This window comes from Methanothrix sp., assembly GCF_030055635.1.
In the GTDB taxonomy this organism is placed as follows: domain Archaea; phylum Halobacteriota; class Methanosarcinia; order Methanotrichales; family Methanotrichaceae; genus Methanothrix_B.
The window spans coordinates 18,485-35,701 of record NZ_JASFYM010000003.1; the positions used below are offsets into that span (position 1 = coordinate 18,485).

A 17,217-nucleotide genomic window follows, 5' to 3' on the forward strand; every position below is an offset into this window, starting at 1 on the left:
CTATTCCGCTAACTCGCCTGGCGAGCCACTCCGGTCTTCAAGGCCGGAGAAAACGTCACGATTTGAGGGATCACAGCATCCTGGAGACGATGCTGCTTTTCACCCCGCACATCCCGATCATCTCACACGAATTGCATTTCTCGATCTCCACATCAGGCATCTCTCCATCGCGTATCTCGCGAACGCGGTCTCTCACCCATAGCGCCCTCGATCTGTCCAGGCTTCTGATGCGCACACGTCTTACCTCCCCATCACGCACATACTCCACCTGCCCTGTGGAGACCTCGACCCCAAAGCGCTCTTCGAGGAGCATCGCGTATCCGGCGAGCTGTATCCTGTCCCTCCTCCACACACCCACTCCGGGCGATCTGCCTGTTCGAACGATTGAGGGAATCATCTCATCTTCTCTCAGCAGCATTCCAAGTATACCACGCCGGCGCACAGGCCTGACCAGCCTGTCGAGTATGCCGGAGAGCCCCAGCCGCTCTGAGCGCAGCTCCACCTCGGTATCACACGGCGTTAAGAGCTCCCGTGGGAGGGATGCGATCCTGGAGATCGATTCCCTCATACCATCAATGGATCTGATGACATCTTCCTCCGGGATCCTGTGGATCCTTGTCAAATCCACCAAGACCTTTGACAGATCTCCGCGCAGATCCTCTGGAGCAGCGTAAAGCGCGAGGTATCTGAGAATTGTGTGCTCGGCGTCTGCTCTGAAGCATTCTCTGCCCATCGACTCCAGATACACAAGCATGGGGCATCTAAGATAAAGCCCGATATCGTGGATCCTTACAAACATGAGATCACAGCCTGAACATCGCCCTGAAGCTCTTTGATCCGATCTCACCCTTTCTGTTCAGGGATGTCATTGCAGCTGGTCCACTCTCAGGAGATGCGGATGAGGTGTTCCCCGTGGCGTTCGGCGCCGGTGATATCGATGATGGGATGCCTGTCTCTTCAATGTAGGGCGCATGCGTCTCTGCAGATGCGGGCATGCTGCTCCAGAGTGGGAGTCTGAAGCTGGCGACGAAGAGGTTCTCCTGCTCAAGATCCCCTGCTGGTATTATGCCGGCAACCACGCATTCATCTCCACTCCACGCAACGGCAGTCGCGATGCCCCTGCCCAGATTGTAGAGCGCCAGCGGCACCCCATTGGTATCTGTGACCACCAGAATCATGCTCCAGTCGTTGGTTGGCCCGCTTCTCCCGGCTATGATGTATCCATCATCAGACTCCGCGACCGCCATGCCCACCTGGTCCCCCTCGCCTCCAAAGCTCCTCCACCAGAGGAGATCGCCCTGCAGTGATACCTTGGCGAGCAGCATGTCCTTGTCTCCCCTTTTCGTCTCTGTTCTTCCCGTCAGGACAAAACCATCTCCAGAGGATATCATCGAGAGCGCGGCATCGCTCCCTGCACCTCCAAAAGATCTGTTCCAGATCTCTGCGCCCAGATGATTTGTCATGACGAGATACACATTCTCATTGCCTGCATCTGTTCCATACCCTGCGGCTATGTACCCCAGGGGCGCATTATCCACAGAGAATCCGACATCATCCTGAGATCGACCGAAAGCCTTTGACCATAGGAGGCTGCCATCTCGATCCAGCTTGACCATCCAAAGATCCTTGCCGCCTGAGCCAAAGGATCTCGTCGATCCGGCTATCACGAAACCATCGCCTGTGTCCCTCACAGACCACCCAGCCTCGCCGTCTGTGATGAAACCGCCCAGCACCCTGTCCCAGAGAAGTTCTCCTCTCTCATCGAGCCGCAGCACCCAGAGCTTCTCGCCTCCGGGACCGAAGGAGTCTGTGGTTCCGACCGCGATGAAACCTCCGCCATCCACCTCATCTATCCCGTAGCCCATGTCGTCACCAGGGCCGCCGTATGTCCTGGCCCACTCGATCTCCCCACGACTGTTCAGCTTCAGCACCCACAGATCTGTATCGTTCCTCACGGTGTATCCGATGACGGCGTATCCGCCATCGCTCGTCGCCCTCAGAGACCACGCGCCATCTGCATACTGCCCTCCATAAATACGCATCCAGGTGACATCAGGCGGCAGGGCATGTGGGACTATATCCCCGTGGACATTGATGATCAGAAGTGATATCAGAAGCAGTGGTATCGATCTCATGCAGCAGGCTCGTGGAAGATCACAGACTTATCGACCTGGAAGTCCCCGCTCAGGGAGATCCTGGACCATATGCCCTCTCTACCGAATGTCCTCTTGCTGGCCTCCATGCTCCAGAAGCCCCTGATGTTCCCGCTCACAGAGGACGCAACATCACTTCCAACACTGGTGGTCGAAACCGTCTCATTAGATGAGATGCCAGAAGCAGTGGTCTGATTCATTGTGGTGTTTGCATCAAGATTCGATCTGTTCAGGCTGGCAGTGCTGTTATTCGCCGGCAGAGACTGGGCCTTTATCAGCATCGCTTCCAGCGATGAATGGAGGCGCTTCTCCATCGCAGAGGGAGCTTCTGACGAGATTCCAAAATTGAGGGCCGAGGATAACCCAATCATCAGCACAATCACTGCCACAATTCCCTTCAACACACCACCCCTTCGGAGGAAAGGCGCTCTATCGATTTTAACCTTTCCACACCGCATGCCCCGGGCAGAACCTCCGGTATGCCCGATCGTGTGGTTTGCAGAAAGAGCGTATCTCCAGCGTGATCTGGCTGTCACATAAATGTGTGAGTGGAACCCGATGATATATAGCAGAAGGGCGCAAACTCCGGCCCTCTGGCCGGAGAGGAGGTAACTCAGGTAAATGGCCATTCGATCTCGCATCTCAAAGATATCAGCGCTCCTGTGTGTTCAGCAACTTAGAGCTCAAGAGCAGGTTGCCGGAAGCACACACATTTTCCAAGAGCGCATAGCAGGACCGGTGCCTCTTCTGGCAAGTCATCGTATGGATAAGAGCGGACATCAGATCACGCTTCTGAACAGCACCGGTCTGCCTGAGACCTGGGCGATCATCCACGGGTCGTTCAGCATCTCAGGAGATGTGAAGTCGGGTGCATTTTTTGCGCTCAGGCTCGCGTTCTCGATTATCGGCGTGCTGTTTGTGGGGAATGCTGGATAGAACCACATGCCTGAGCCCATGTACTCGAGTCTGCCATCTATGAGCATGTGCCACTTTGGAACCGAACCCCAGGACCAGAGCCCCTCAGTCGTCGCATTGGTCCTGTTCACCTCTACCTTATCCATCTGCTCAAGGCTCTGGAGCCAGGCTCTGCCGAAGCCTCCTCCGACCTGCTGTGCACCCCCTCCGGGTATGGAAACAACATGCGGAACTGAGAGGATGAGCAGAATAACGGACATCACTATTATCCTCATAAGCGACCTCCCTGCCATCGATCTTCAGGCGCATGTGGGCAGTGTCTAATACGATTACAGCATCTTAATGCTTTTGCTTTTTCGAGAGGTAATCGTTGATGGCTGCGTGCAGCGCATCCGCCGCGAGGTTGGAGCAGTGCATCTTCTGTGGGGGCAGGCCATCGAGCGCATCCGCCACATCATTTCTCGTTATCCTCATCGCCTCCTCCAGGCTCTTTCCTCTGGCCATCTCTGTTATCATGCTGCTCGTGGCGATCGCCGCCCCGCATCCAAACGTCCTGAACTTGATGTCCTCTATTCTTCCATCCCTCACCTTTATGAAGATCTCCATGAGGTCCCCACAAACCGGATTTCCGACTCTGCCGTATCCATCTGGATCATCTATCACCCCAACGTTTCTGGGGTTCATGAAGTGCTCCATCACCTTTTTGCTGTAGCCGGTCTGCTGATTCATACATGGTTTTATGCGGGCCACAGGATATTATATTTTCGCTGACATTTATGCAATCGATCGATTCGTTTTCCTGCTGGATGGTGATCTGCGATGTCAACGAATACCGGTTAATAAAATGCCATGAAGCAATTCAGGACTGCAAACGATTTCTAATCTTAACGCAGCTCACACAACCACATCGATCGAGCTATCGCGAAGAGGGTACTTTCACCAATTCCTGAGATGGAACAAAAAATTAATATAAGGGTATTTGATATATACATGCAGAAGTACTTAAGAGCCCATGGATATGGATAATCCGAGGTATAAAAAATGGCGGAAAAAAAGTCTGAGAAGAGGAACTTCGCATTGAGGGATGCCGAAGGAAATGAGATCGGTGTCTTCAGCGGGAAGCAGCCGAGGCAGGCAGCGCTCAAGGCTGCCAACAGAGGGTTCACAGATATCAGGCTGAGAGAGAGGGGAACGAAGAAGGTTCACATCTTCAAGGGCTGGAGAACACAGGTGCCGAAGCCACCCAATGCGCCCGCATGGATGCCGGACATGATCTGGAAGCCGAACGTCAAAAAGATAGGCATAGAGAAGCTGGACAAGATTTAACTCTACAGAGAGGGCGAAGCGGGGAGCCCGCCCTTCCAGGGCGCGGGTGTGGCTCTTTTTTAACCGCCCCGCGACTGGAGGTTGCTTCAGTCTATTCGCCTGAATGAGGAACCCTTAGCTCCACATATCGGGCATCTCTCCGGCGGTTCCCTTCCGACGGTCATCCCGCATACGGGGCAGACGAAGTAGGGGTACTCTTCCCTCAACTCGCCCAGCTTTGCCAGCGCTTCCCTGTAGAGTTCTGCGTGGACCTTCTCCACCTCGTTTGCGTAGCGGAACGATATCTCGGCGGCCTTCTTTCCCTCTTCTTTTGCGGTCTTCATCATCTCAGGGTACATATCTTTGAACTCGTGCGTCTCTCCTGCCACCGCCTCCTCGAGGTTCTCCCTCGTCGAGCGTATGGCATTAAGCGCTCTGAGATGGTTCATCGCATGCACCGTCTCGGCCTCGGCTGCAGCCCGGAAGAGCCTGGCAACCTGCGGATACCCTTCCTTCTCAGCCTTCTCGGCAAATGCCAGGTACTTCCTGTTCGCCTGCGACTCTCCTGCGAACGCCTCCCTAAGATACTCCTCTGTCTTGGACATTTTCTCACCCAAAAGCAACATCCAGCAGAACCTGCTGGTCCACAGATTTCAGGATCCCAGCACCTCGGACTTGAACCTCTCGAAGCCTATCTCCTCGATGAACTCCCCCAGGCGCTGCTTCTTTGCATGCGCCTTGTAGTAGTTTATGATCCTGTCCACGAGATCGATGGCTTCATCGTCATTCAGGTTCTCCGCCAGAACCTGCGCGATCCTCGGCTTTGCGCCTGCACATCCCCCAACGACGACGCGCCAGCCCTTCGATGTGCCTATGAGCCCGATATCCTTGATCCATGGCTCGGCGCATGAGTTGACGCACCCTGAGACGCCCATCTTGAACTTCCAGGGAAGCTGGTATCCGTGGTATTTCTCGTCGAGCTTCAATCCGACCCCAACAGAGTCCTGCTGACCTCTCTTGCAGAACGTCGTGCCCGGGCAGATCTTTATGCTCCGCACGCACATCCCTATGGCATGGCCCGGGCTCATGCCTAGATCCTTCCATGCATTATCTATATCCTCAGGCTTGATGCCGACTATCGCTATCCTCTGAGCAGATGTGAGCTTCAGCACCTTGGCGTTGTACTTCTCAGCAACATCTGCTATCTTTCTCAGCGTGGCCGGGTCTATTATGCCTCCAGGTATGTGAGGAGCTATGGCGTATGTCTCCTTGTCACGCTGCACAATTGCACCCTTCTCCAATATGTCCTTGGACAAGACAAAACCCCCATACGTAATCGATGCTTTTCTTATTTCAATTATGCGATCTGATGAGAAGCAGCCGGAGTAAAAAAGTACAGTACCTGCCAATACGGAATTACAAAAATATAAAATTATATGACTTGCAGGTGCTTCGACCGGAATGAGCCAGAGGCCTATCTTGACCTTCTCGGCAGCTCCTCGGACCTGGATCTCCTGGAGACCTCTGTGCTTCTCGATCTCCTTGCTACATCTGATCGGGTCCTTCTTGCTATATCTGACATACGTATCGATGCTCCTTACTTTTTGTAAGAATTTAAACCATTCGGTCGGAATTGCCTTATCACTACAGTGTAAATGCACATGCTCTATCGCTCTGAGCGACTCACACCAGCCTCGGCGGTATGACCTGGCATGCGAGGAGGGCGTTGATATCCTCTGCTTTTCTTATGAGCTCCACATCTCCATCATGGACCAGGACCTCTGCAGGCCGCGGCTGGCCGTTGTACTGAGATGACATCGAGAATCCGTACGCCCCTGCATCGAGAAACGCAAGGATGTCGCCCCTCTCCACCACAGGAAGCGCCCTGTCGCGCGCAAGGACGTCTCCGCTCTCGCAGATCGGCCCGACGACTGTGTATTTATCCGAGATCTCAGCACCTGCCCTGTTCGCCACTACGATGTGATGGTAGGCGTCGTAGAGCATCGGCCGTGCGAGCACATTGAATCCAGCATCCACTCCCACGAACGTGACATGAGCCCGCTTGACAACATTGACCCTGGTTAGCAGTATCGTGGTGTCCGCGACGATGCTCCTCCCGGGCTCAAGAATCAGCCTCATCCGGACGCCGAGCTCTTCGGATCTCCTCTCGATCACAGGCAGCACTGCATTCGCCAGATCCTGCGGAGATGGCGCTGGAGATGCTGCAGGATCGTACTGAATCCCAAGGCCTCCACCGAGATCCAGGAGCTTCACATCACCGCCGATACCAGCTATCTCACCAGCCAGATCCATCATCCTGGCAGCGGCCTCTGAAAAGGGCGAGACATCGAGTATCTGAGAGCCTATGTGGCAGTGGAGACCGACCGGCTCCACCCCGTCCATCTGCATCGCCTTTTCGTAGATGCTCTTCACAGACTTGGGGGGTATGCCGAACTTCGAGCTCTTCAGACCTGTGGCTATCTTCGGATGTGTATCCACCGAGATATCGGGGTTGACCCTGAAGAGGACCTCAACGCTCTTCCCTTCCTCTGATGCGATACTGCTCAGGGTCTCCAGCTCCTCCTCGGAGTCGACCGAGACGCGAACCCCCGAGGTCACAGCCATCCTCAGCTCCTCATCCCTTTTGGAGTTACCGTTGAAGAGTATCTTCTCCCTGGGAACTCCTGCAAGTCTGGCAAGGTAAAGCTCCCCGGCGGAGAAGACATCCGCCCCAGCTCCCTCATGCGCGAGGATTCTTATTATCGAGATGTTGCCATTCGCCTTCACGGCGAAGTACTTATCAGCATCCGGGAAGGCTCTGTGATACCTCCGGATGTTCTCTCTGAGACGATCCTCGGATGTTACATAAACAGGAGTTCCGAACCTCTCAGCAATCTCAACTGTGTCAGCTCCTGAGATATACAGGTGATTGTTGACAACCCGGATGTGATCCTTGCCTCCGAACATGCTACATGCATGGACCGAGATATAGGTAAACCTTATCATCCAGCCATGCTCGACCGAATCTGTGTGACTCGAGAGAGGTGTACTCCATCATGGACACTGAAAATCCACTCATGATGCTCAGGAGCGAGAATTACTTTGAGAGCCAGAGGGCCGCATGGGAGCTCGTGGGCATGGGCGAGAGCGCGGTTCCCGGCCTTCTCGAGGCTCTGCATGATCCTGCGCCACACGTCCGGTACAGAGCAGCATGGGCTCTCGGAAAGATTGGTGATACAAGGGCGGTTGATGCTCTATCGGGATGCCTGCTCGGCGATGATGATCGGGCGGTTAGAGAGTGGTCTGCCGCCGCGCTCGAGGCCATAGGCGATCCATCTGCAATCCCAGCTCTCGTCCAGGCAATGAGATCTGACCCGGCGAGGGATGTGCGTTTAAGAGCCGCTGCCGCACTGCGCGGGCTGCGTGCTGAGGCCGCGCTAATAGATCTTCTGAACGATACAGACCCCATGGTGAGGGGCATGGCGGTCACAGCGCTCGCGAGGCTGAAGTCCAGGGATGCTGTATCTGCGGCCGCAGATCTCCTGCGCGACGAGGATCCTGAGGTCAGGAGGAGGGCGGCTGGCTTCATGGGAGAGCTCGCGATAGAGGACACCGCAGATCTCCTCGCCCCATTGCTCTTCGACGAATATCTGGACGTGCGGGTTGAGGCTGTGAAGGCGCTCGGGCGGATACGCACAGATCGTGCATGCGATCTTGTTGTGTCTGCACTGAGTGACGAGAACCCGGAGATAAGGCTCTCCGCGGTGACAACGCTGGGCGAGATGGCCAATCCGAAAGCACTCACCCCACTTGTCGATATAATGCTCGGAGGAGATCTCGAGGAGATCAGGGCATGGGCCGCGTGGTCCCTCGGGGAGATAAATGATCAGAGGGCCATAGAGCCTCTCAAGAAGGCCTGCAGCTCGGACAACTGCCCTGAGATCGTCAGGGAAAAGGCCAGAGCGTCTTTGCGAGAGGTTTATGGCCTGGATCTCTGATTTATTGCCCAACAGCGACTTACTCTCCGGACTTAAGAACGGAGTTTGCGCTACATTCTATCAGCTCCGGAGCCATCAAGACCTGTGTTTTTTAATTACGCCTTGAGATCAGATGTGCAGTGCGGGCATTTCACCGCTGCAAGAGGTATGGTCTCCCTGCAGTACGGGCACTCCTTCGTGTTAGGCGCAGGCGGTGCTGGCGCCTTCTTCATGGCGTTGATGCGTCTTATGACGATGAATATGGCCAGCGCCACTATCAGGAAGTTTATTATGGTGTTTATGAACAGACCGTAGTTTATGGTCGGAGCGCCAGCCGCCTGGGCAGCCGCAAGCGAAGGATAGGCCTTTCCGTCCAGGGCTATGAAAAGATCCGTGAAGTTCACCCTTCCGAGGATGAGACCCAGCGGCGGCATTATTATGTCCTTGACAAGAGAGTTGACGATAGCCCCGAAGGCAGCTCCGATTATTATGCCAACGGCCATGTCCAAAGCGTTGCCCTTTACTGCAAACTCTTTAAACTCATCGATAAATCCCATAAAGATCCCCCCAAATTTATCGGTTCAGTCTTCTGATAAATATCTTCCCCCTTCTGAGTGCCATGCTGATCTTCGAGGGCGAAGTTTATTGGGCAGCGATCATCAGAATCAGAACATCATGAGAATGGTAAGCCAGACAGACATCGCGCCGAGCATAGCGCGATCGCTTGGATTTCATCTACCTGATCCGGATGGCAGGCCGATAGAGGAGATCGGGCGGTGGAGATGCAAGAGGGCGATTCTGATAATAGTCGACAGTCTTGGGTATGAGCTCTGCAGATCATTTCTTCCACATTTGAGACACATGAGAGAGATAGCTGGCTCTGGCTTCCTGTTCAGAGCTCTTCACGTCTCAGATCACACATCTCCGGCCATAGCATCGATACTCAGCGGGCTCACACCTGAGCATCACGGCATATATGATACGGAGAGCGCCAAGAGGTCGCCGATCCTTAGCATACCCGAGATCGCGAGCTCTTCCGGCCTGAGGTCTGCGGTGATAATGGAGAAGGGTGGTGCCGAGGTCTACGATGGACTGATAGAATACATAGGCGCTGTCCCGAGAACGCTCCCCCCAGATGAGTTCGATCACCACATCTGCAGGCTTACCGTTGAAGCGCTCTCCACAGACCCTGCCCTCGTTGTGTCATACTTCATAGGGCTCGATAAGGCAGCACATAACGGATTGCATCTCGATGGATTTATTAAAGCTGCTGTCTCCATAGACTCTCACATAGGGGAGGTGTTCAGAAGAGCAGGCTCTGCGACAATGATCGTGATCGTGGGGGATCATCCTGTTCACGCAGGGAAGATGAAGAATGATGACGACCAGAGCGTGGCACTCATAATCGGAAGGAAGATCTGAGACGCTGATGATGTGATCCAAGGCGATTGGTTGCGATTCGCGGGAGCTGCACACCGGTCACACCCCGCTACATTAGCTCCGTGAGATGATATCCAGATCTGCGGTGCATTTTCTGGTACTCACCACACCGCATCTTACAGGAGGGGATCCGCAGAAAGACTCCCCATAATATGAGAATCATTCTGGCGATATGCTCATCAGGACTTCATCGAACCATCTCCTCGCCCTTCTCACGACATCTGGATCCTCTGTGCCACTGTAGCCGCTCCCCTTCAGCTCGCTCAGCGCCTCGGTGAGGGCTTTCACCGCCTCGATCGACCCGGGGCAGCTGGTGTGAACCTTGACAGCATCATCCGATCCGTAAATCCCCAGGAAGGGGAATATACGGCATGACCATGGCCTGGCCTCATAGATCCTGCACCCCTTCGCTGATGGATCGTAGAACCTGCATGGTCTGGTGTGCTTCATCGCAAGAAAGCCCTTTCCGGTCTCCGAGACCCTGCGAGCAACATACCGCTTCATGGCCCTGCTTGGAGTTATCCTGAGATGTCTGGCGATCCTCCTGACGTCCTCCTCTCTCAGCTTTATCGGATCGCCCGTTGTGCAGCAGGTGCCGCAGCGCCTGCACACAAAGAGCATGTGGCAAGCGATCCGGTAGTAATCAGCCTCGGAGAGCGCTGGCACGAGCGGGTCCTCTGCCCTCGGGTCGCCAAGCATCGATGTCGCCTCGATCAGCTTTATCGCTATCTCCCTCGGAGTTGTCATAAAACCTCAGTTTGTTTCAACACACAGGCACGATCTCCCTCAGATACCGATGCGGTTTTCAGTCAGACCTGCTCCGCCCTCACATACCCCTCTCCGGCCATTTCAGCCTTCCCTGTGAGAATCGCGTCCTCAAGCACCTCGGAGAGATCCTGCTCGCTGATATCTATTCCGTACAACCTCTTTAAACGGATGCGTATCTCCTCCATTCCCAGAGGATTGCCCGAAAGGATGCGCTCGACAAATCCGAGCATCTCCTCGTGGAAGGCCCATGGGTAGACGATCCACCTCCATCTCTGGACGATCTCAGAGCAGTAATCAGGCTCCACCCTGCTGGAGACCTTGTGATGCAGCACGCCTGTTCTGATATCCTCAGGGTTCATGCTCCAGAGATACTCCAGCGCGGCGCTGAGCGTATCCCCCGTGTCGGTCACGTCGTCCACAACAAGAACCCTCATCTTTGAGATATCCACTGACAGCGGGAACCGTATCGTTGCCCTTTCGAGCTTGTGAGCCGCAACCCCCCATCTCTCGATCCTTATGCTTGTGAGCTGCGTGTGCAGCAGACGGTCACAGACAATTCTCGCGGGAACGAACCCACCCCGCCCTATCGCGATCACGAGATCCGGACGGTAGCCGGATCTTTTTATGTGAGATGCAAGCTCCCGCTCCAGCCTGTAGGCCTCATCCCACGATACGACCTGGCAATCAAAACGCTCTCCGATCATCAGAAGAACTGTCAAGCTTATGGATAAAATAGCTTCCAGAGGTGCGGATGCAGAGATCCTGCATCTCGCGATTGAAGGCGAGAACATGAGAAACAAAATCATTCTGTTACATCAGAGGGCTTATGCAATGCCCCTTGAATGATCATGTCCTGGACATGGATCACTGAGGTCCGGCGCAGCTGTCGGGCTTCAGTTATCCACCACACGCCATCGATTCAACCATCCAGAGCTCCGCCGAACCGTGGATCGCGAAGGGATGAGCTATGCGGTCTCTGTCTCATGTCTCAGCCTCTCGATCAGGCTTCTGATCATGCTCTTCGTCCTCTCTGCGCTCTCGCAGTGGGAGGCTATCTTCGGGCTGCAGATGCTCAGTATATCCATGACCCTGTCCGCGAGCCTGTACTGGCCCGCATCCTCCAGCCTCTCCAGGAGCCTGGCGAGCATGCCGCCGAATCTCCTGCACTCCTCGATATCGCAGAGCGCGGCGTCATGCCTCTCGTACAGATCCTCAAGCTCCTTGATGAGATTCAGCAGGAACTCCCTTTCATCCTGTGATGAGCCCGTCGAACCACCCGCCATGATGCAGCTCGATCCCGAACTACCTCGCCCTGGTCAGCGTGAGGTCTCCATGAGGGATCAGCACCGTCCTCGCATCCCTCCCATGCGCGCTCCAGGCGAGCTCGAGCGCCTCCTCTATGCTTCTCATAGGCTTGAAGAAGCACATCTCAGCCACATCTCTGGGCATTGATGATACCAGGATGAGATTGTTCCTGAGTGCCAGCTCTGCTATGTAAGCCGCCTTGTGCCCGCCAAACTCGTACTCTCTTGCAAAGCGCTCAACGCACTCCTCCGGTGTGGAGCACTCCCTCGCCCATCGCTCGAACACCCTGTCGCCCAGCCCTTCGGCGCATTCCGCCAGGAGTATGATGGTCCCGCCAGGAGCTGCGGCGCCCTTTGCATTCTCCAGCGCCTTCACCGCCTGGTACAGATTGATGTCCTTCGGCCTGCCTCCTGCGCATGTTACGACTATCTCCGCTGGCTTCACCTCACGGAGGTACATCCTGTCCACAACCTCTGCGCCTGCGCGATGCGCCTTTATGTAATCGCCAGCCACAGCTGAGACGATCTCCTTCCTGCTGTTGAGCACCACATTGAGTATGAGATCGAGCCCTGCGATGTCTGCTGCTTCTTCCATGTCCTTTCTCACAGGGCTGTCGAGAAATCCGGAGCGCGCCTTTGGCTCCCTCATCATCATGTGGTTGTGATGTATCGATCGCTCTGATGATACCCCAGGAAGAAGGGCCTTCGCGCCACCGCTGTAGCCAGCGTAGTAATGGTACTCTATGTTGCCTGTGCCTATTACCAGATCCGAGGACTCTACAAGATCGAAGATCTCGACCGGCGTGCCCCGGCCGGTCTCACCAAGATGCACGCATCTCGATGTATCATGCTGGAAGTGCGGGAGTCTCACGCATCCGCGCAGAAGGTGTCTGATCTCAGCATCGGTCATGCGCCGGTGTGTTCCAAGGGCAAAAACGATCTTTATGTCATTCACGCCGATACCCCTCAGCCTGCGCACCAGGGGCGGAAGGATCCTGTGGCTTGGGGATGGACGGGTGATGTCGCTCACGATCACAGCCGCGCTTCTGCCCGACAGATCCTCCAGGCCGGCGCCGAACGGCGAGTCCAGGGCTCTGTCGATCTCGCCATCGTGCGCTGAAGGCAGCTCATTCGGCTGGACAACCTCCCAGCCATCCTGGAGCTCGACCCTCACAGATGAGTTTCCATAGCCGAGAAGCATGTTCATTGACACCTTAAGATCCGATGAAAGCAACAGCGCCGTCTCTACCTGGAGCTTTATGAAGGTTTCAATCCGCATTTTTAATGGAACTCAGGGGCGATTTTATAGTCGGCGCATCCATGAGAATCCGATTTATTCTCCATGCATTCCTGAAATCGCCTTCTGCTTGCGGATTTTCATGACATATCCAACACAGCAGAGAATGGCGAAAAAGGAAGCTTCAACGATACCGAAAATCCGGTTCAATCCAGCTTTCCGATAATTCGCGGAGATGAGCCTCTACAGCTGAGTTCCAGCCAGGTTGTTCCTCCGTCGTATGAACCTCTCGATCTCAGAGGCAGCGCGGTCTGCCACATCTGAGATCTCCCTTTCCGCATCTATCACCACAAACCTCTCAGGCTCCCTTGAAGCCAGGATATCAAAGTTCCTGCTCACCTCTCTCAGGAACGACTCCCTCTCGAAGATGGAGGTCGCGCCGCGATTCGTGCACCTCTCGAGGGCCAGTGATGGATCTATCCTGAATAGCAGCGTCATATCAGGCATCCGCGACCACGGCCTGTGTATCTCGTATATCCAGTCGAGAGGGACAAGATCCCTCATAAGGGCGCCCTGGTAAGCGACCCGCGAGTCTATGTATCTGTCAGATACCACGATCCTTCCGCTGCTGATGGATGGGAGTACAACTGAGCGGAGGTGATTGGCGTGATCCGCCATGAACAGAAAGAGCTGCTCGAGCGGCTCCTCTGTACTCCTGGCCAGCTCTCCGAGTGGCCCCTCAGTCGGCTCTCTTGTGAAAACGAAATCCGGAAACCTCTTATGGAGCATCCGCGCGACGGTCGTCTTTCCAGCGCCGTCTATTCCCTCGAGGGTGATCAGAAGACCTCTGTCCGCTTGCATGATCTGCATCCCTGTGGATCTGCTGACGGGTCGCCTGTTCTTGTAGTCGTCGTTCGAGGCGCAGAGGATCTGGCGTTACACAGGACAGTGCCTCCATAACGCTGCTTGTGGCCGACAATCCCCCAGTCGCTTCTGCTCGACTATGCGAACGAAGATGCACTCGTCCAGCCAGATCATTACTCCTGCATTGTCGATCCCATCATACCATCATCAGACGCCTCTGAGCTCCCAATCAGTCCCGTGCAGAGGCACTGACCGTTGACCCAGCGGCACATGGGATTGCGCTCTCACTGCTGCTTATCCGGATCTTCAGGAATCAGTCCCGTACACAGGCACTGTCCGCTGACCCACCGGCACATGGGGTTCTGCTCGCACTGCCGCTTCTCCGGATCCTCGGGAATCAGACCGCGGCAGTAGCACCTCCCGTTGACCCAGCTGCACTGCGGGTTGATCTCGCAGATCTCCTCTGGAGATGGCCCTGGTGACGGCCCTGGCGGAACCCACTGATAAACATCAACAACCACGCGGTTGCTGAACATGCCTCCTGAATAGAGAAGGCACTCGTGCCTGCCCACAGCATCCGCGTAATACCAGATGCGGTAGAAGTCTGGGGTCACATATCCAAGATCGTATCTCCAGACGAACCCCTGCGGGTACATCTCGTAGATGGAGACAGGCGATGCATCCGGGACGAATATCAGCATCTCCGACCAAACGCCAAGCGGCATCGTTGCATACCACGACCATCCATTCTGCCGCCTGATCCACATCGCAGGCATGCTCTCAGGAAAGATCGCTCTGAACCTCTTCCAGGGCATGTAGCTGCCGCTGTAGTAGACATAAGAGGACTGGCTTATGCCCTCAAATGGCAGCAGCTCCCCCACATCAGTCTCAGGAGGGGCCTCAAGTGTGTAAGCCGCGCTCTCCACTGCTGAGGATGCAGCAGCCCCGGGAACCTCCGGAGATGTCCCCAATGCTCCAGAAGATTGCAGGAGAGAAGTGAAATCCTGCATGCTCATGTTCACAGCGCCGGAGCCGGGTTCCTGGTCGTAGCCGCCAAGAGCCAGCCCGCTGATGAGCAGGACGCCCACCACTGCCAATATAAATACACGTTCACCCACCAAGATCGCTCCCATTTTCGTACAGCCGCATCTAAGCATGGACACATCTGGAGTTACAAAGCAATCACGCGACAGAGGCGTTTTCTGCAGCGCTCCTGTCGGGCGCATCGCTCACCGGAGGCAGTGTGTTCCACATGAGCCAGTATGTGCACACGGTTCTCGCAAGCTCCTGGAACTTGTTGAATCCAAGCGGCTTTATGAGATAGCTGTTCGCATGGTTAAGGTAGGCGTTCCTGATATCATGCCTGTTCTTCGATGTGGTCAGGATCACCACCGGTATGCTCCTCAGATCCTCTGAGCGCTTGATCTCCTTGAGGAGGTCCATGCCATCCATTTTCGGGAGCCTCAGATCCAGAAGGATCAGATCCGGCCTGGGGCTGGTGGTGCTGTCCACGTATCTGCCGCGATGGAGCAGGAAATCGAGAGCCTCCTCCCCATCACTCACCCAGTAGATCCTTCCCATGTTCATCTCTCCGAAGGATCTTATAAAGAGGGACGCATGGTTCTCGTCGTCCTCCACAAGCAATACCGATGACATACCACACCCACTTTCAATACCCTGTTTTGCTCTCTTGCGCGAACCCAGGCGTCAGGCGCACATAATGCCACACAGGACAATTTTGTTGATTCCGTTCCTGGCCCGAAACGTCTCAGATTCGCAGCACATCTGTTATTTGAGTATCCTGGTATGTGAGATGCTGCAGGCCGAACTTCTGAACCGCTCGAATATCCTGTCTCCTGTCGTGCTATCTGGCTCGAACCTCTCCCTTGGATGGGCCATGCATCGCGAGGCCTCCTGGATGCTGTGATAATCGCCAGATCCATATGCAGCTATCATCGCAGCGCCCAGCATCTCTCCCTCCAGCACCCTCTGTGAGACCACGGGCAGGCCTGTTATATCTGCCTTTATCTGGTTCCAGAGCCTTGAGATCGACTGCGTTCCTGTAGTCCGTATCTCTCCAATGTGTACGCCTTTTTCCTTAAACCTGTCGATCACCAGCCGCATCGCGCATGCGCATCCCTCCATGATCGCCCTGGATACCTCAGGCAGTCCGTGATTCAAGGAGATTCCCACCATCGCGCCCGCAGCGGAGATGCTGTGGCGTTCGCGGGATAGGTACGGCAAAAATGTAAGACCGCCTGAGCCTGGGGGTGCCATCTCAGCCTCTGCTGCAAGCTCTGACGGATGCTTCGAGACAAGAGATGCCATCCACTCCATGCTCAGGCCCGTCGTAGAGAGAGAGGCGCCTGTGTGCCAGAGAGCTTTATCAAGAGGGTGAGGAGCCGTGTAGAATCCATCGATTGGAGCATCCCAGCAGAGCTCGATCCCCTCAGAGGTGCCGGCCTTGTCGCACACAACCCCCCTCTCGAACGATGCAGTCGCTAGAATCGCCTCCACGAAGTCGGGCGCGCCTGCGAAGACCGGAATCCCCCCACAAAGCCCGGCTCTGCGCGATGCATCCGGTTTTGTGCATCCTATCAGCTCTCCCATGATCCGCTGCTCCGGGAACATCTCAGGATCAAGACCCGCTGCATCGATCTCCTCATCGCTCCAGGGCAGTATCTCCTCTGAGGCCACGGATGCTGTTAAAGATCCGGTGAGCTTCCATGCGATATAGTCCATAGGCTGGACCACCTTTTTCAGCTGTGCAAAGATCTCAGGCCTGTGGCTCCTGAGCCACATCGTCTGCGGGACGTACCAGGAGGGCTGCACAGGTCTTCCAATAAGCTCTGAGAGCAGAGATGCCTCTCTCTCAGCCCTTCTGTCCAGCCAGAGCACCGAGGTCGTGAGCGGTTCCATGGATGCATCGAGAAAGACCGGGGATGGCCCGTGGCCACCGATCGATATTCCCTTGATCTCATGCGGTGGTTTCAGCTCGCGGAGCGCCTCGCAGAGGGCATGCCAGAACATTTCCGGATCTATCTCTGCAAAGCTCTCGTAGCTCCTGAACTGCCTGTACCTGTTTACAGCACCCCTCACCATATCTCCTTCATGCGTGAACAGCCCCGCCTTGACTGAGGTGGTGCCGATATCGATGCCAAGATACATACTCACACCGCTGTCTTAACCTGCAGAGCCACTGTCCGGCCACGCGCTCATGGCTGATTGATATTCCAGGAGCAGGCTTTGCCTGA

The 17,217-nt window shown here is 55.3% G+C and carries 20 protein-coding genes; 3 read left to right on the top strand and 17 right to left on the bottom strand.

Annotation, left to right across the window (positions count from 1 at the left end):
* Positions 1-70: 70 nt before the first annotated feature.
* The 5 genes from QFX31_RS01880 to nifU all read right to left on the bottom strand — a co-directional run bounded on the left by QFX31_RS01880 (position 71) and on the right by nifU (position 3,797).
* Entirely contained in the window at positions 71-799 is a 729-nt protein-coding gene (locus QFX31_RS01880) for a Dna2/Cas4 domain-containing protein (protein WP_348530453.1), read from the bottom strand.
* A gap of 4 nt (positions 800-803) precedes the next feature.
* Positions 804-2,135 carry a hypothetical protein gene (locus QFX31_RS01885; RefSeq protein WP_348530454.1) on the bottom strand — a complete coding sequence of 444 codons (1,332 nt, stop codon included), beginning with the start codon at positions 2,133-2,135 and terminating at the stop codon, positions 804-806.
* Complete coding sequence (locus QFX31_RS01890) at positions 2,132-2,467, bottom strand: hypothetical protein (protein ID WP_348530455.1); 336 nt, start codon at positions 2,465-2,467, stop codon at positions 2,132-2,134. The genes QFX31_RS01885 and QFX31_RS01890 overlap by 4 nt, the downstream gene beginning before the upstream one ends.
* 465 nt (positions 2,468-2,932) lie before the next feature.
* Positions 2,933-3,343 carry a hypothetical protein gene (locus QFX31_RS01895; RefSeq protein WP_348530456.1) on the bottom strand — a complete coding sequence of 137 codons (411 nt, stop codon included), beginning with the start codon at positions 3,341-3,343 and terminating at the stop codon, positions 2,933-2,935.
* 64 nt (positions 3,344-3,407) lie between these two features.
* A complete protein-coding gene (gene nifU / locus QFX31_RS01900) occupies positions 3,408-3,797 on the bottom strand; it encodes a Fe-S cluster assembly scaffold protein NifU (protein WP_348530457.1) in 390 nt (129 codons plus the stop codon).
* A gap of 312 nt (positions 3,798-4,109) precedes the next feature.
* Between nifU and QFX31_RS01905 the strand changes: the two genes are divergently transcribed.
* Positions 4,110-4,394, top strand: a complete 285-nt coding sequence (locus QFX31_RS01905; RefSeq protein ID WP_011695928.1) for a non-histone chromosomal MC1 family protein — start codon at positions 4,110-4,112, stop codon at positions 4,392-4,394.
* A gap of 86 nt (positions 4,395-4,480) precedes the next feature.
* On the opposite strand, the gene QFX31_RS01910 is transcribed toward QFX31_RS01905, so the two are convergent.
* The 3 genes from QFX31_RS01910 to lysA all read right to left on the bottom strand — a co-directional run bounded on the left by QFX31_RS01910 (position 4,481) and on the right by lysA (position 7,340).
* On the bottom strand, positions 4,481-4,978 hold the full coding sequence (locus QFX31_RS01910; RefSeq protein ID WP_348530458.1) for a rubrerythrin family protein: 498 nt from the start codon (positions 4,976-4,978) through the stop codon (positions 4,481-4,483).
* A gap of 48 nt (positions 4,979-5,026) precedes the next feature.
* Positions 5,027-5,689, bottom strand: coding sequence for an NAD(P)/FAD-dependent oxidoreductase (locus QFX31_RS01915; RefSeq protein ID WP_348530459.1), 663 nt, complete (start codon positions 5,687-5,689; stop codon positions 5,027-5,029).
* Positions 5,690-6,056: 367 nt separating this feature from the next.
* Positions 6,057-7,340 (bottom strand): diaminopimelate decarboxylase, encoded by a 1,284-nt coding sequence (gene lysA, locus QFX31_RS01920; protein ID WP_348530460.1) that lies wholly within the window; start codon positions 7,338-7,340, stop codon positions 6,057-6,059.
* 89 nt (positions 7,341-7,429) lie between these two features.
* On the opposite strand from lysA, the gene QFX31_RS01925 reads away from it, so the two are divergent.
* Entirely contained in the window at positions 7,430-8,371 is a 942-nt protein-coding gene (locus QFX31_RS01925) for a HEAT repeat domain-containing protein (protein WP_348530461.1), read from the top strand.
* Between the two features lie 95 nt (positions 8,372-8,466).
* Here the strand turns inward: QFX31_RS01925 and mscL are convergent, their stop codons facing one another.
* Positions 8,467-8,907 (bottom strand): large-conductance mechanosensitive channel protein MscL, encoded by a 441-nt coding sequence (mscL, locus tag QFX31_RS01930; protein WP_348530462.1) that lies wholly within the window; start codon positions 8,905-8,907, stop codon positions 8,467-8,469.
* Positions 8,908-9,025: 118 nt separating this feature from the next.
* Between mscL and QFX31_RS01935 the strand changes: the two genes are divergently transcribed.
* Positions 9,026-9,772, top strand: coding sequence for an alkaline phosphatase family protein (locus tag QFX31_RS01935; RefSeq protein ID WP_348530463.1), 747 nt, complete (start codon positions 9,026-9,028; stop codon positions 9,770-9,772).
* A gap of 177 nt (positions 9,773-9,949) precedes the next feature.
* Here the strand turns inward: QFX31_RS01935 and QFX31_RS01940 are convergent, their stop codons facing one another.
* The 8 genes from QFX31_RS01940 to QFX31_RS01975 form a co-directional block, all read right to left on the bottom strand.
* Positions 9,950-10,537, bottom strand: coding sequence for a YkgJ family cysteine cluster protein (locus QFX31_RS01940; protein ID WP_348530465.1), 588 nt, complete (start codon positions 10,535-10,537; stop codon positions 9,950-9,952).
* 62 nt (positions 10,538-10,599) lie between these two features.
* Positions 10,600-11,262, bottom strand: coding sequence for a phosphoribosyltransferase (locus tag QFX31_RS01945; RefSeq protein ID WP_348530466.1), 663 nt, complete (start codon positions 11,260-11,262; stop codon positions 10,600-10,602).
* Positions 11,263-11,523: 261 nt separating this feature from the next.
* Complete coding sequence (locus QFX31_RS01950; RefSeq protein ID WP_348530467.1) at positions 11,524-11,841, bottom strand: hypothetical protein; 318 nt, start codon at positions 11,839-11,841, stop codon at positions 11,524-11,526.
* Between the two features lie 19 nt (positions 11,842-11,860).
* On the bottom strand, positions 11,861-13,096 hold the full coding sequence (gene larA / locus QFX31_RS01955) for a nickel-dependent lactate racemase (RefSeq protein ID WP_348530468.1): 1,236 nt from the start codon (positions 13,094-13,096) through the stop codon (positions 11,861-11,863).
* A 246-nt stretch (positions 13,097-13,342) separates the two neighbouring features.
* Positions 13,343-13,969: a dTMP kinase gene (gene tmk, locus QFX31_RS01960; RefSeq protein WP_348530469.1), complete on the bottom strand. Its 627-nt coding sequence runs from the start codon at positions 13,967-13,969 to the stop codon at positions 13,343-13,345.
* 278 nt (positions 13,970-14,247) lie between these two features.
* Positions 14,248-15,051, bottom strand: coding sequence for a hypothetical protein (locus QFX31_RS01965; protein WP_348530470.1), 804 nt, complete (start codon positions 15,049-15,051; stop codon positions 14,248-14,250).
* A 94-nt stretch (positions 15,052-15,145) separates the two neighbouring features.
* Positions 15,146-15,619 (bottom strand): response regulator, encoded by a 474-nt coding sequence (locus QFX31_RS01970; RefSeq protein WP_348530471.1) that lies wholly within the window; start codon positions 15,617-15,619, stop codon positions 15,146-15,148.
* Between the two features lie 132 nt (positions 15,620-15,751).
* Positions 15,752-17,131: an FGGY family carbohydrate kinase gene (locus tag QFX31_RS01975; RefSeq protein ID WP_348530553.1), complete on the bottom strand. Its 1,380-nt coding sequence runs from the start codon at positions 17,129-17,131 to the stop codon at positions 15,752-15,754.
* Positions 17,132-17,217: the final 86 nt, after the last annotated feature.